12 protein-coding genes and 1 pseudogene are annotated in these 13,398 nt (G+C 62.8%); 7 read left to right on the forward strand and 6 right to left on the reverse strand.

What is annotated here, in order from left to right; all coding sequences use genetic code 11:
* Positions 1-1,561, forward strand: a pseudogene (phnE, locus tag ACWTU8_RS27590) (phosphonate ABC transporter, permease protein PhnE).
* A 19-nt stretch (positions 1,562-1,580) separates the two neighbouring features.
* On the opposite strand, the gene ACWTU8_RS27595 reads toward phnE, so the two are convergent.
* The 4 genes from ACWTU8_RS27595 to ACWTU8_RS27610 form a co-directional block, all read right to left on the reverse strand.
* Positions 1,581-2,435, reverse strand: coding sequence for a sugar phosphate isomerase/epimerase family protein (locus tag ACWTU8_RS27595; RefSeq protein ID WP_455850625.1), 855 nt, complete (start codon positions 2,433-2,435; stop codon positions 1,581-1,583).
* A gap of 173 nt (positions 2,436-2,608) precedes the next feature.
* Positions 2,609-3,796: a Gfo/Idh/MocA family protein gene (locus ACWTU8_RS27600; protein WP_455840694.1), complete on the reverse strand. Its 1,188-nt coding sequence runs from the start codon at positions 3,794-3,796 to the stop codon at positions 2,609-2,611.
* Positions 3,797-3,950: 154 nt separating this feature from the next.
* Entirely contained in the window at positions 3,951-5,006 is a 1,056-nt protein-coding gene (locus ACWTU8_RS27605; RefSeq protein WP_455850626.1) for a sugar phosphate isomerase/epimerase family protein, read from the reverse strand.
* Between the two features lie 128 nt (positions 5,007-5,134).
* Positions 5,135-5,338 carry a hypothetical protein gene (locus tag ACWTU8_RS27610; RefSeq protein WP_455850627.1) on the reverse strand — a complete coding sequence of 68 codons (204 nt, stop codon included), beginning with the start codon at positions 5,336-5,338 and terminating at the stop codon, positions 5,135-5,137.
* A gap of 66 nt (positions 5,339-5,404) precedes the next feature.
* Between ACWTU8_RS27610 and ACWTU8_RS27615 the strand changes: the two genes are divergently transcribed.
* Genes ACWTU8_RS27615 through ACWTU8_RS27630 form a run of 4 tightly spaced genes read left to right on the forward strand, consistent with a single transcriptional unit; the run spans position 5,405 to position 9,220 of the window.
* Positions 5,405-6,292: a sugar phosphate isomerase/epimerase family protein gene (locus tag ACWTU8_RS27615; protein WP_065009756.1), complete on the forward strand. Its 888-nt coding sequence runs from the start codon at positions 5,405-5,407 to the stop codon at positions 6,290-6,292.
* A gap of 57 nt (positions 6,293-6,349) precedes the next feature.
* The gene (locus ACWTU8_RS27620) at positions 6,350-7,519 is read left to right on the forward strand and encodes a mandelate racemase/muconate lactonizing enzyme family protein (protein ID WP_455850628.1); all 1,170 of its coding nucleotides are present in this window, start codon (positions 6,350-6,352) and stop codon (positions 7,517-7,519) included.
* 2 nt (positions 7,520-7,521) lie between these two features.
* Complete coding sequence (locus tag ACWTU8_RS27625; protein ID WP_029348296.1) at positions 7,522-8,238, forward strand: FadR/GntR family transcriptional regulator; 717 nt, start codon at positions 7,522-7,524, stop codon at positions 8,236-8,238.
* 1 nt (position 8,239) lies between these two features.
* A complete protein-coding gene (locus ACWTU8_RS27630) occupies positions 8,240-9,220 on the forward strand; it encodes a hydroxyacid dehydrogenase (protein WP_455850629.1) in 981 nt (326 codons plus the stop codon).
* Positions 9,221-9,320: 100 nt separating this feature from the next.
* Here ACWTU8_RS27630 and ACWTU8_RS27635 read toward each other — a convergent pair whose 3' ends face one another.
* A complete protein-coding gene (locus ACWTU8_RS27635; RefSeq protein ID WP_455850630.1) occupies positions 9,321-10,625 on the reverse strand; it encodes an amidase in 1,305 nt (434 codons plus the stop codon).
* 125 nt (positions 10,626-10,750) lie between these two features.
* On the opposite strand from ACWTU8_RS27635, the gene ACWTU8_RS27640 reads away from it, so the two are divergent.
* Positions 10,751-11,098 (forward strand): GFA family protein, encoded by a 348-nt coding sequence (locus ACWTU8_RS27640; RefSeq protein WP_455850631.1) that lies wholly within the window; start codon positions 10,751-10,753, stop codon positions 11,096-11,098.
* Between the two features lie 7 nt (positions 11,099-11,105).
* Here the strand turns inward: ACWTU8_RS27640 and ACWTU8_RS27645 are convergent, their stop codons facing one another.
* On the reverse strand, positions 11,106-12,320 hold the full coding sequence (locus tag ACWTU8_RS27645; RefSeq protein ID WP_455850632.1) for an MFS transporter: 1,215 nt from the start codon (positions 12,318-12,320) through the stop codon (positions 11,106-11,108).
* Positions 12,321-12,411: 91 nt separating this feature from the next.
* On the opposite strand from ACWTU8_RS27645, the gene ACWTU8_RS27650 reads away from it, so the two are divergent.
* Positions 12,412-13,383 carry an AraC family transcriptional regulator gene (locus ACWTU8_RS27650; protein ID WP_455850633.1) on the forward strand — a complete coding sequence of 324 codons (972 nt, stop codon included), beginning with the start codon at positions 12,412-12,414 and terminating at the stop codon, positions 13,381-13,383.
* Positions 13,384-13,398: the final 15 nt, after the last annotated feature.

A 13,398-nucleotide genomic window follows, 5' to 3' on the forward strand; every position in this document is an offset into this window, starting at 1 on the left:
ATGACCGCCGACGCCATCGACGACATCGCCGCTCGCCACCCGGACGCCTTCCGGCGCTCCCTATGGAAGCGCTACGCCGTCCCGATCGGCATCCTTCTCTGCATTCTCTACACCTTCTATTGCGCGTGGTTCTTCTCGATCGCCACCGCGCTCGAAAAGGCGAACTGGAATCTTGCCGGCGCTTATCTCGCCGACTGGGTGTCTTACGAAATCCGGCCCGACATCGAGTTCAAAGATAGCTATCTGACGATCGACTACTCCCGCTTTTCCAAACTGGGATCCAATCCAGATCCCGACTGGGTGGTCAAGCAGATGGCCGTCATCGAGCGGCAGGTCGAGGCAGCACCGGCACCGGCGATCGCGACCAACAAGTCATCGCAGGATTCGTTTATGGCGCCCGGCGCGCTGACCGCCGAGAACCCGACCGCCCCGTTGGGCCAATCCGCTCCGGCTGCACCTGAAACGGTGCGCGAAAACGCCGTTGTGGCGGCGACTGTCACCCTTGGCAATGGCCGGATCGCCATCACGCCAAACCTCGTCACCGTGACGCGCGGCGCCGAAAGCGTCATCTTCGATATTGCCAAGGACAGCTCTGTCACGCCACGCACACCGCTGCCCGACTGGATCGAGCAACGCAGGCCAGGCTCGACAGCCTACGTCTCGTTCGACTTTCTCGGTCGCGCCGAAGTGCAAAATGACGAAGTCGTCGCTTGGAGACGTTTCTTCGGCTGGGCCAATTTCATCTTTGACACGAACTCGCCATTCTGGGGAAAGCCGTTCGGCGAGGTCGCTTCACTGATCGTCTCCGGGGCCCGCATCGATCCGTCACGGTCAAACGCAGCGCTCGCCTGGGACAACATCCTCAACAACGCCGAGTGGCAGCATGGAGACGTCTGGCTGAAACTCTTGCAAACCATCGTCATGGCTTTTGGTCGGCACGGTGCTGGCCTCGATCGTCGCCTTTCCGCTCGCCTTCCTGGCTGCACGCAACGTCACGCCGAGCCGGATCGCCAACCAGGCGACAAAACGCTTCTTCGATTTCCTGCGCTCGGTCGACATGCTGATCTGGGCGCTGTTCTTCACCCGCGGCTTCGGTCCGGGACCGCTGGCCGGCATGTCGGCCATCTTCTTCACCGACACCGGAACCCTCGGCAAACTCTACTCCGAGGCGCTGGAAAACATCGACGACAAGCAGCGCGAGGGCATCCGCTCGGTTGGCGCCACGCCGGCAATGGTGCAGCGCTACGGCGTGCTGCCCCAGGTTCTGCCGGTATTCCTTAGCCAATCGCTCTATTTCTGGGAATCGAACACCCGGTCAGCGACGATCATAGGGGCTGTCGGCGCCGGCGGCATCGGTCTGAAATTGTGGGAGGCCATGCGCACCAATACCAATTGGGCCAATGTTTTCTATATGGTTGTGCTGATCCTTGTTGTCGTCTTTATCTTCGACAACATTTCCAGTTTTCTTCGCCGCAAACTGATGGGGACAGTCGGAAACGGCAATGACGAGCGGCGCGAGCGCGCGCCCGCCGGCCTGCCGCCGGCGGCTCAGATCGCCTGAGAGGAACCTCGGCTGCGTCCTAAGCACCAGCCTTTTTCCAGCCACTCCTGATATGCTTGTAGCCGTCGCGGTAGACGACTTCCGGGCTTTCCGAAAAATCGCGCCAGACCTTGGTTGCCGCCGCCAAATCCTTCAGCGAGCGGCCGAAGGCCTCGATCGTCAGCCAGTCGTCATAGCCACTCTTGCGGATGGCCGAAAACGTTTCCTTCCACGGAATGTGGCCGCGCCCAGGTACGCCGCGATCATTCTCCGAAATATGGATATGGACGACATTTTTGTGGTTGCGCGTATAGGCGCCGGTCGGGTCGGCCTCCTCGATATTGGCGTGGAACGTGTCGTACATCGCCTTGATATGCGGCCGGTCGATAGCGTCGATATGCTCGGACAGATCGTCCATCGTGTTCAGCAGGTAGCACTCGAAGCGGTTGAGCGCCTCCAGCCCGATGGTGACGTTCCTCTTGCCGGCATGGTCGCCGATGGCGCGTTGCGAGGCAACGGAGCGCTTCTTCTCCGCCGCCGTCGGCCCACTACCGGAGAAGGCGCCCAGTGTCGAATGCAACGGGCCGCTCAGCGTTTTGGCGCCGAGCGCAGCCGAGCAGTCGATCGCCCACTTCATATAGTCGATGCCGGCCTTGCGCGTTAAACCATCGGCCGAGATCAAGCTCAGCGCCGGATCGCCCATCGCTGAAACGGCGGTGCGCTCCAGCCCGATGCGGTCGAGCAGTTCGCCAAGTTTTGTGTAGTCGTCCGGCGTGCCGGCAAAGATCGGTATCTCGACGCCATCGAAGCCGGTCGCCTTGATATCCCTAAGCAGTGGCTCGTGTTTCTTCGACACGGCCGTCGTCCACAAAAACATGCACATGCCGATTTTCATCGACGCCCCTCCCATCATTGCGCAATCCACAGGGGTGTTGAGATTCAGGTTAGGCCGAGCCGAAAATGGTAGTTTCCGAGAACCGGAGCGGAGCGTACTTTTCGTACGTGAGCACCGGAAGCGCATGAAACTGCCGTTTGCAGGCCGGCATCACCTGAAGATCAGCACCCCGATCAGAGCTTCGTCCAGGCCCCGTTCTTCCTCGACGACTTCACGCAGGCTTCGATGAAGGCCATGCCTTCGACGCCGTCCTGGATGGTCGGGAAGATAACATCCTTAGCCGGCTTGCCGCCTTTGCGGCGCGCCGCGCGGATGGCGCGGGCCGCCTCCTGGTAGATGTTGGCGAAGCCTTCGAGATAGCCTTCCGGATGGCCTGACGGAACCCGGCTGACGCGCCCGGCGACGGGAAGCGCGCCGGCGCCGTTCCGGGTGATCAACTGCTTCGGCTGGCCGAACGGCGTGTACCAGAGATAGTTCGGGTCGGCCTGCACCCATTCAAGTCCGCCCTTCGAGCCGTAGATGCGCAGCTTCAGCCCGTTCTCGTGGCCGGGCGCCACCTGGCTCGCCCAGATCATGCCCTTGGCCGGGTGCGACTTGCCGACCGGTTTGAAGCGCAGCATCACGTTGACATTGTCGTCGAGTTGCCGCCCCGGCACGAAGGCGTCGAGATCGGCGGAAAGTGAATCGAGCTCCAGCCCGCAGACGAAGCGCGCGAGATTGTAGGCATGCGTGCCGATGTCGCCCAGCGCACCGCCGGCACCCGCCTGCTTGGGGTCGGAGCGCCAGGCCGCCTGCTTCTGGCCGGTAGCGGCGAGGTCCTCGGTCAGCCAGTCCTGCGGATATTCAGACTGCACGACGCGGATGTCGCCGAGCTGCCCCTTGGCTACCATCTCGCGCGCCTGCCGTACCATCGGATAGGCGGTGTAATTATGCGTCAGCACGAACACTTTGCCGGTCTTTTCGACTAGTGCCGCCAGCTTCTTTGCCTCGGCCAGTGTCGTCGCCAGCGGCTTGTCGCAGATGACATGGATGCCGGCCTCGAGAAAAGCCTTCGCCGCCGGCACATGGACATTGTTGGGCGTGACGATGGCCACCGCCTCGATGCCGTCCGGCCGCTTGGCCTCGGCCTTGGCCATCTCGGCGAACGAGCTGTAGCTGCGCGCCGGATCGAGCCCGAGCTCCTCGGCCGATGCCTTGGCACGCGCCGGGTCGGACGACAGGGCGCCTGCGACCAACACGAACTCATTGTCCATGCGCGCCGCGATCCGGTGCACGGCACCGATGAAGGCGCCTTGCCCGCCGCCGACCATGCCGTAGCGGATCGGGCCGCCTCCCGTTTCCGATTTCGATGCGCCGACCATGATTTTCTCCCTCGTCTGAAATACCCCTCCCCCTTGAGGGGAGGGTGGCCCGAAGGGCCGGCAGGGGTCGGTTCATGCCGAGCTCTACGCCCAGCGACCCCACCCCCGACCCGCTGCGCGGACGACCCTCCCTCGAGGGGGAGGGAAAGAAGCGCTAGATTCCCATCATGGCGCGCAGCACCTTTTTGTCGGTCGCGCCGCCGGCGAAATCGTCGAATGCTTTTTCCGTCACCCTGATGATGTGATGCTGGATGAAGGGAGCGCCTTCGGCCGCGCCATCCTCGGGGTGCTTCAGGCAGCATTCCCATTCCAGCACCGCCCATGAATCGTAGTCATATTGGGCGAGTTTGGAGAAGATTCCGCCGAAATCCACCTGTCCGTCGCCGAGCGAGCGGAAACGCCCGGCCCGGTTCGTCCAGCTCTGATAACCGGAATAGACGCCTTGCCGGCCGGTCGGATTGAACTCGGCATCCTTGGCGTGGAACGCCTTGATCCGCTCGTGATAGATGTCGATGAATTCGAGATAGTCGAGCTGCTGCAGTAGGAAATGCGACGGGTCGTAATTGATGTTGCAGCGCTTGTGGCCGCCCACCGCGTCGAGGAACATCTCGAAGGTCGCACCGTCGAAGACGTCCTCGCCCGGATGGATTTCGTAACCGACGTCGACGCCATTGGCCTCATAGACGTCGAGGATCGGCTTCCAGCGTTTTCCCAGTTCGGAAAATGCTTCTTCGATCAATCCCGCCGGCCGTTGCGGCCAAGGATAAAGGTAGGGGAAGGCCAACGCTCCGCAAAACGACACCGACGCCTTAAGCCCGAGATTCTTCGAAGCCTTGGCGCCGAACTTCATCTGTTCGACCGCCCATTGCTGCCTGGCTTTAGGATTATTGTGCAACGCAGGCGGCGCGAAGCCATCGAACTGCGCGTCATAGGCCGGATGCACCGCCACCAACTGTCCCTGCAGATGCGTCGACAGCTCGGTGATCTCAACGCCCGCCTCGGTGCAGATGCCCTTCACTTCGTCGCAATAGGCCTGGGAAGACGCCGCCTTCTCGAGGTCGAACAGCCGGCTGTCCCAGGTCGGGATCTGCACGCCCTTGTAACCCAGCCCGGCCGCCCATTTGGTGATCGCCGGCAGCGAATTGAACGGTGCGGCATCGCCTGCGAACTGCGCCAGAAACAGCCCAGGACCCTTCATTGTCGACGGCATCGGCATCCTCCCTAATTATCCACGACCAAGCATAGCGCCGATTGAAAGCAGGGCCAGCCTCTTTGGTCTTTTCTCGACAGGCGCTAGTACGCACCGCCATTCTGGTATTACCAAATATGGTCAATTGGTCAAGCGGTGCCACTCGCAACCAGCGCTGCGAAAATTGCCGCGCAGCGGACTAATACGCCAGTTTTATCAATGAAATGATCATGGGCCGGCGCTGCCTTGTAGGATTTCTTGCCGTCCAGATGAAATTGCTGTAGACCTCTTTTTACGCCCAATTGGTCGAACCAGTTTACGACAAATGCTGGAGCGCCTTGGGGAGGAATCATGCAACGCACTCTGGTGGAGTGCGTCGCAGGCGAACTGTTACAGGCGAATTCTGGGAAGGACAGACCATGCATCTTTCGACGCACAACTGGATGCGGGCGGAACCATTGGAGACGACGCTCAAACGCATCAAGAAATTCGGCTATGAGTCGATCGAAATTTCCGGCGAGCCCGAGCAATACAAGACCGATGAGACGCGCGCGCTCCTGAAGGAGCACGGCATCCGCTGCTGGGGGGCGGTGACGCTGATGCTGGGCGAGCGCAATCTCGCCGCCAAGGACCAGGGCCAGCGCGAGCGCTCCGTACAGTACGTCAAGGATGTGCTGACGATGGTGAGCGAACTCGACGGCGAGATCATCACCCTGGTTCCCGCCACCGTCGGCAAGGTGGTGCCGGACGGCACCGAAGAAGAAGAATGGAAATGGGTGGTCGACGCCACCAGGGAATGCTTCACCCATGCCAAGAAGGTCGGTGTCAAGATCGCGGTCGAGCCGCTCAACCGTTTCGAGACCTATCTGTTCAACCGGGGCGCCCAGGCGCTGGCGCTGGCCGATGCAGTCAGCCCCGAATGCGGCGTCTGCCTCGACGCCTACCACATCCACATGGAAGAATTTAACGTCTATGATGCCATCCGGCAGGTCGGCAACCGCCTGTTCGACTTCCATGTCGCCGACAACAACCGCTTCGCCGCCGGTCTCGGACAGATCGACTGGCCGAAGATCGTCGGCACGCTGAAGGAGGTCGGTTACGATGGCGCGCTGACCAACGAGTTCGTCGCCCCCGTCGACCGCACGCCGGCCGCTCCGTATCCCGACATGGTCGAGCGCAATCCGGTCGACATCTCGCCGGAGCAGCTCAAATTTATTCAGGACCATGGTTCCAGCGTGCTGACGGAAAAGTTCTACACCGATCAGATGCGCATCAACGCTGAAACGTTGCTGCCGTTGATCAAGTAGTCGGTCCGTTTGAGAATGAGCCTTCCGCCCTGACCGGCGGCAAGGCCGGGGATGAACATGCGCATCAAGACGGTCCAAGCCTGGTGGGTCCGCATACCGATCGAAGCCGCGAAGCAGCACCGCAGCGACTTCGGTCAAGTGACGACGTTTGATGCCGCCATCCTGCGCATCGAGACCGACGACGGGCTGGTCGGCTGGGGCGAAGGCAAGAATGCTGCCGGCAGCACCGGCAGCTATGGCGCCCTCGTCCACATGCTGAACCACGAGGTCGGCCCGCAGCTGATCGGCTGCGATCCGGCCGACATCGGGGTGATCTGGGAGATGCTCTACAATGGCGTGCGCCACGACAGTGCCGCGCAAAACGGCCACGCCATGCCGCAACTGGCGCGGCGCGGCATCAGCGTCGCTGCGATCAGCGCCGTCGACATCGCGTTGTGGGATATTCTGGGCAAGTCGCAGGGGGTTCCAGTCTGGCGGCTGCTCGGCGGCCGCAAGCTCGACCGCATGCCCGCCTATGCTTCCGGCGGCTGGGCTCCCACCGAGGCGATCGGCGACCAGTTAAAATCCTATATCGCCAAGGGGGGTTTCAAGGCGCTGAAGATGCGGATCGGCGCGATGGACGGCGCTCCGCATCTTTCCGCCGCCCGCGTGCGCGCCGCAAGACAGGCGCTCGGCCCCGAGGTTGACCTGATGGTCGATGCGCATGGCACCTATACGGTGGCGGAAGCCAAGCGCTTCATCCATCTCGCCGGCGACCTCGATCTGGCCTGGTTCGAGGAGCCGGTCATCGCCGACGACAAGCCCGGCATGGCCGAAGTGCGGGCGTCCGGCTCCATCCCGATCGCCACCGGCGAAAGCGAAGCGACGCGCTATGCTTTCCGCGACCTCGCCACGCTCAAGGCGGCCGATATCTTCCAGCCTGACCCGGCTTTTTGCGGCGGCATCAGCGAGGCGATAAAGATCGGCACCATCGCCAGCGCGTTCAATCTGCGCTTTGCGCCGCATCTGTGGGCTGGCGCGCCTTGCTTCTTTGCCGGGCTGCATGTCTGCGCTGCTTCGCCGGCTAGCTTTACCATCGAGTATTCGCTCGGCGCCAACCCGATGATCCACGATCTGATCGAGGAGACTGTCGAAGCAAAGGACGGTATGATGGCGATCCCCGAGAAGCCCGGACTGGGATTCACCCTTTCGGAACGGTTCCTGGAGGCGCACGCGCTACGCGGCTGATCATGAAAGAAAAGAACCTTCTCGCGGAACTCGCTGCCTATCTGTTCTCCCACTCCGACAAGGCGACGGGCCGAACGCCGTCGGAGCGTGAACTGGCGGAGCATTTCGTCGTCAGCCGCGGCCAGATCCGCGAGGCGCTGGCAATCCTCGAAGCCATGCGCATCGTCGAGCGCCGGGCCAAGTCCGGCATCTACATCGACACCAAGCAGGCCAGCGTCGAGGCGATGGCGCTTTTTGCCAGGGCCGGCCTGCCGCTTGATCCGATCCAGATCTACGAGACGGTCGAGTTGCGCAAGATCCACGAGATCAAGGCCGCCGAGCTTGCCTGTTCGCGCGCTACCGAGGAAAATTTCGAGCGGCTGCGCGAAATCCTGAAGGCGTCGGAGGAGCGCATTGCGGCAGGCGAGGGCCTCGCCAAGGAGGACCGCGAATTTCACCTTGAAATCGTGCGGGCAACCAAGAACAGCGTTTTTCACAACATATGCAGCGTCTATTACATGATGGGCGAGCAACGCCTGCCGATCTATTTCAACGATCCCGAACGCAGCGTGCGCTCGCATGCCGAGCACATCCAGATCTACGAGGCGCTGCTGCGCCGCGACGGCAATCTCGCCCAGGCGCTGATGAGTGCCCATCTGCAAGGCGCGGAAAGTTACTGGAAAGGCCTGATCGAAGGCGGCGGGGCAGAACCTCACAGCCCAGCACTCGAACAGGTCTGATATGCCCAAAATCCTGTCGACGCACACGCTGCACCCGCGCGCCTCCGCCATGTTGACTGGTGCCGGCGAACTCGTTGTCGCTTCCGCCCTCGATGCGGACACTCTGGCGACTCAGGCGAGGGACGCCGATATCATCATCGTTCGCGCCCCGCTGCCATCAGCGCTGTTCGAAGGTGCTACGAAGCTCCGGGCTGCAATCCGCCATGGCGCCGGGCTCGACATGGTTCCGATGGAAGCGGCCACTGCAGCCGGCGTGCTGGTGGCAAACGTGCCGGCGGTCAATGCACGGTCGGTCGCCGAATACGTGATGTTCGCGACCCTGGCGCTGCTTCGGCGTTTCCGCATGGTGGACCGCGACTTGCGGGCGAAGGGCTGGCTGGCCGGCCGCGACCACACCATTCTCGCCAGCGAGCTCGCCGGCAAGACGATCGGCATTGTCGGCTTCGGCGCCATCGGACAGGCAGTCGGCCATATCGCAGCACATGGTTTCGACCTGAACGTGGTAGCGACGACGCGCAGCATGAGGCCGGCGCCCGATAGGGTCGGCTTCCTGTCGATCGACGCACTGATCGAGCAGAGCGACATCATCGTTCTGTGCTGCCCGCTGACACCGGAGACGCGCGGCCTGATCAACCGCGAGCGCATCGGTCGGATGAAGCCGCATGCGCTGCTGATCAATATTTCGCGCGGGCCGGTGATCGACGACGACGCGCTGATCGAAGCGCTGCAAAAGGGCGGTATCGGCGGTGCCGCGCTCGATGTTTTTGTGACGCAGCCGCTGCCTTCAGATCATCCCTATTTCGGCTTCGACAATGTCATCGTCACGCCGCACATGGCCGGCATCACCGAGCAATCGATGATGCGCATGGGCGTCGGTTCGGCTGATGAAGCCTTGCTGGTGCTGGCCAACAAATTGCCGGTCAATCTGCGCAATCCCGAAGTGGTCGAGCACTACCGGCGGCGGTTTCCGGCCGATATCTGAGCACCTCAACGGCTAATGCATGTCGCGCAAAAGTGCGCAGCGGTTTTGCGATAACGACATGCATAGAAACAAGAACCTAAAGCGCGTCGCATGAACCCGTTCAGACGCGACACGCTATAAGCAGTGCCTCGACTTCCGCCGCGATGCGCAGGAGACGGTGGTCGTGGCCGTGGCGCGCCACCAGCATCAGCCCGGCCGGGCGCGCCATTCCCGGCATCGGCAACGAGATCGCGCAGAGGTCGAACTGGTTGGCGACCTGCGTGTTGCGCAACAGAAGGTCTTCGGTGCGCTCACATAGAGCTTCGTCGCTGGTCATAGACACGATGGTCGGCGCGGTGACCGGTGTGGTCGGCAGGGCCAGCACATCGACGGACGCCAGCCGCTCGTCCATGGCGGCGACAAGCGCCGTGCGGCGGCGGATTACCCTTATATAGGCCGTAGCCGGAACGGCGGCGGCGCGCGACAACGGCTCGCCCACCCGCGGATCGACCGGCGTCGTCGCACCTGTCGCCAGCCAATCTGCATGGACCGCGGCGCCCTCCATTGCCGCGATCGAGGCCTGTTTGGTTACCCCTCGCAAATCGGCAAGGAGGTCATCGATGGACAGATCGGCGAGGTATGCACCCGCAAGCTCTACCTTGCGAACACATCGCTCGAACGCCGCCGAGACCTCTTTTTCCGTATCCTCGAAGAGCGCGCCGCGCGGAATGCCGATGCGCAGTCCGGCAAACGGAAGCGGAACCAGAGCCACAGTCTCCTCGCCCGCCATCACCGCGTCGGCTGCGGCACATTCGGCGACGGTGCGGGCAAGCGGGCCAATAGAGTCCAGCGTGGCCGACAGCGGGAGAACGCCATCGCGCGGCACCCGGCGTGCCGTCGGCTTGAACCCGACGACACCGTTCAGCGATGCCGGAATGCGCACCGAACCGCCGGTGTCAGAACCGATCGAGATCTCGCTCGTGCCTTCGGCAACGGAAACACCGGCGCCGGAGGATGAGCCACCCGCAATCCGGCTGGCGTCGGTCGCATTGCCGGGCGTGCCGTAATGCGGGTTGACGCCGATTGCGGTGAAGGCGAATTCGGTCATATTGGTTTTGCCGAAGATGACAGCGCCCGCCTGCCGCAATCGTTGCACGATGACGGCATCCCGCATCGCCGGCGCCGCGGTGCTGAGCAACAATGATCCGGCCGTGGTCGGCTCGCCGGCGACATCGAACAGGTCTTTGATCGACAGAATTGTTCCGTCGAGCGGCCCGAGCGTCACGCCGGCTCTGCGCCGACCATCGGCGGCATCGGCTGCTGCCCGTGCGGCTTCCGGATAGAGCTTTACGAATACGCTTTCATTGTCCGCGCGGACGGCGAGACGCGAAAGGACGACTTCGAGGCGGTCGCGGACGGATTGCATTTTCGGTGTCGGACTCCGGACGCCTGCAACGTCTTACAGGCCACAGCTGGTGCGTGGCCTGCAGAGACATAACCCGGCATAAGCACTTTTGCACCCCTGTCGAACCGAAGGAAGGAGGCGACCTGATGCTCTACAAAGGCAACTGCCACTGCGGCAAGATCGCCTTCGAGGTCGAGGGCGATCTAACCGGAGCCGTGCGATGCAATTGCTCGATCTGCTCGCGCAAATGCGCGCTGCTATGGGCCGTGCCGCACGGGGCATTGCGGGTGCTTGCTTGGGGCGACGATCTTGGCAGGTACACCTTCGGCAACCATGTCATCGCCCATCGGTTCTGCCGGACCTGCGGCATCCATCCCTTCGCCGAGGATGTCAGCGATGGGAGCGAACGAAGCGCGTACGTCAACATCCATTGCATAGACGATCTCGATCTGGACGCTGTGCCGATTTTCGACTTCGACGGCCGCGCGGTTTGACGGACCCTCAACTGTCGGCTGCCTTTGGGCCAAGCCGGAACGCCGCCAGGGCCGCCAGCAGCGTCGCGATCCCGCAATAGGCGAACGCACTGGCGACGCCGGCATTGTCGACCAGCAGGCCGCCGAAAACGGCGCCGAGCGCAATGGCCACCTGGAACGTGGCGACCATCAGCCCGCCAGCGCTTTCGGCCTGGTCGGGAGCGGCTCGTACCAGCCAGGTTTGCAGCCCGACCGGCACCGCACCGAAGGCAAAGCCCCAGGCGGCAACCGCCATTGCCGCCACCACGGGTGAGGCACCGAGAACGAGCAGCAGGAGCGCTGACAATGCAATCAGCAGAGGCGCCAGGCCGACGGCTGCCTTGAGATTGCGCTCGGCCATGAAGCCGCCGGCGAAATTGCCGAAGAACCCACCAATGCCGTAGGCGAGCAGCACCAGCGAGATCGTCTCGATATCCAGTGCCGGAACGTTCTCGAGAAATGGCCGGACATAGGTGAAGCCGGCAAAGTGTCCCGAGGCCACCAGCACGACCACCAGAAGTGCTGCCCTGATCGTCGACCGCTTCATCACCTCCAGCAAGGTGCGAAAACTGGCAACGCCCGCCGGCGGCAGCTTCGGAAGGGTGGCGACCTGCATCAGCAGCGCCAGGGCCCCGACAACAGCCGCGATCATGAAGGCCGTTCGCCATCCCCAGACGTCGCCGACATAGGCGCCGACCGGGGCCGCACAGACCGTCGCCACCGAAACGCCGGTGAGAATGATCGACATGGCGCGCGGCATCAGCCGCATCGGAACAAGCCGCATCGCCATCGCCGCCGACATCGACCAGAAGCCGCCGAGGCTGATCCCGAGCATGATGCGGGCGATCAGAAGAACGGGAAGCGAGGACGCAAACGCCGCCAGGAGGTTCGACAGGATCAGGAGGATCGTCAGCGCCCACATGACCAGTCTGCGATCAAGCCGTTTGGTGATGACAGCCATAGTCGGGGCGGCGATCGCGCCGACAACGGCCGTCGCTGTCACCGCTTGGCCGGCAGTGCCCTCCGTCACACCGAGGTCCTGCGCCAGCGGCGTCAGCAGGCTGGCAGGCAGGAATTCTGCGGTTACGAGCCCAAACACACCGAGCGCGAGGGATACGACCGCCCCCCACGCCGGCTCGGCTCGCTCGTCGCTTTCGGCGGGATCGAGAACGGCGTCCATGACGCCTGTCGCGGGTTCGGTCATAATGGGATCTCCGACTGGTTGCAGCGCAACATTTGGCTGCAGTGCAACATAGGGAGTGACCGTCTGGAGTTTCCATGCTAGAAACACCATCATGCTTGACCATTCGTCCAAAGTTCCGGTCACTGGCGATCCGCTGACGGACATATTGCGCGGGTTGCGTCTTGATGGCGTCGAGTATGGCCGGTGCGAAATGAAGGAGCCCTGGGGCATCCAGTTCCCGGCTCAGCCGGCGGCGCGATTTCATTTCATCGGCCGCAGAGGATGCTGGTTGCTGCAGCCGTCCGGCGAATGGGTGGAACTCAATGCAGGCGACGCGGTGCTGTTGCCGCGCGGTGCAGCACATGTCCTGGCCAGCGAACCGGGCACCGAGGCTTCGCCGATCCAGGGTTACGAGGTCGGAGAGGTCTGCAAGGGCGTTTACTGCCTGTCGAACGAAGGCTGCCGGCCGGGGACCCTGCTGTTTTTCGGCAGCATGTATTTCAATCTCGATGGTTTGCACCCTTTGCTGGGCATGATGCCGGATGTCATGCGTGCGCACGAACTGGAAGCCTATGAACCGGCCATTCCGCATCTGCTGGAGACCATGGCGCGCGAAGTGACGATGGAGCGCGTCGGCTCCGGCGGCATTCTGGCACGGCTTGCCGATGTGATGGCCGCCACCGTCATCCGGTCATGGGTCGAGCGCGGCTGCGGCGACTCGTCCGGATGGATCGCGGCGGTGAGAGACCGCGAGATCGGTCGCGTGCTGGCGGCGATCCATCTCGAACCGGACCGCGATTGGACGGTGGAAACGCTCGCCAGGATGATGGGCGCCTCGCGATCGGGTTTCGCGGAACGCTTCGCGACGATCGTCGGCGAAACCCCGGCGAGATATGTCACCCAGGTGAGAATGCACCAGGCACGGCAATGGCTGGTCCGCGACCGGCTGAAGATTTCCGTCGTCGCCGCTCGCCTCGGTTATGAATCCGACGCCTCGTTCAGTCGGGCGTTCAAGCGCGTCATCGGATCGGCTCCCAGCCATTTTCGGGCCGAGGAACAGGCTGAGACCCGCCAAGCCGGCTAAACCTGGACAGAGGCT

The organism is Mesorhizobium sp. BHbdii, assembly GCF_053848045.1.

Bases quoted from the DNA above. Each gene is read 5' to 3' on its own strand.
- ACWTU8_RS27595 (WP_455850625.1), bottom strand. From the start codon at position 2,435: ATGAAAATCGGCATGTGCATGTTTTTGTGGACGACGGCCGTGTCGAAG.
- ACWTU8_RS27605 (WP_455850626.1), bottom strand. From the start codon at position 5,006: ATGCCGTCGACAATGAAGGGTCCTGGGCTGTTTCTGGCGCAGTTCGCA.
- ACWTU8_RS27650 (WP_455850633.1), top strand. From the start codon at position 12,412: ATGCTTGACCATTCGTCCAAAGTTCCGGTCACTGGCGATCCGCTGACG.
- ACWTU8_RS27615 (WP_065009756.1), top strand. From the start codon at position 5,405: ATGCATCTTTCGACGCACAACTGGATGCGGGCGGAACCATTGGAGACG.
- ACWTU8_RS27640 (WP_455850631.1), top strand. From the start codon at position 10,751: ATGCTCTACAAAGGCAACTGCCACTGCGGCAAGATCGCCTTCGAGGTC.
- ACWTU8_RS27630 (WP_455850629.1), top strand. From the start codon at position 8,240: ATGCCCAAAATCCTGTCGACGCACACGCTGCACCCGCGCGCCTCCGCC.
- ACWTU8_RS27635 (WP_455850630.1), bottom strand. From the start codon at position 10,625: ATGCAATCCGTCCGCGACCGCCTCGAAGTCGTCCTTTCGCGTCTCGCC.
- ACWTU8_RS27625 (WP_029348296.1), top strand. From the start codon at position 7,522: ATGAAAGAAAAGAACCTTCTCGCGGAACTCGCTGCCTATCTGTTCTCC.
- ACWTU8_RS27620 (WP_455850628.1), top strand. From the start codon at position 6,350: ATGCGCATCAAGACGGTCCAAGCCTGGTGGGTCCGCATACCGATCGAA.
- ACWTU8_RS27600 (WP_455840694.1), bottom strand. From the start codon at position 3,796: ATGGTCGGCGCATCGAAATCGGAAACGGGAGGCGGCCCGATCCGCTAC.
- ACWTU8_RS27645 (WP_455850632.1), bottom strand. From the start codon at position 12,320: ATGACCGAACCCGCGACAGGCGTCATGGACGCCGTTCTCGATCCCGCC.
- ACWTU8_RS27610 (WP_455850627.1), bottom strand. From the start codon at position 5,338: ATGATTCCTCCCCAAGGCGCTCCAGCATTTGTCGTAAACTGGTTCGAC.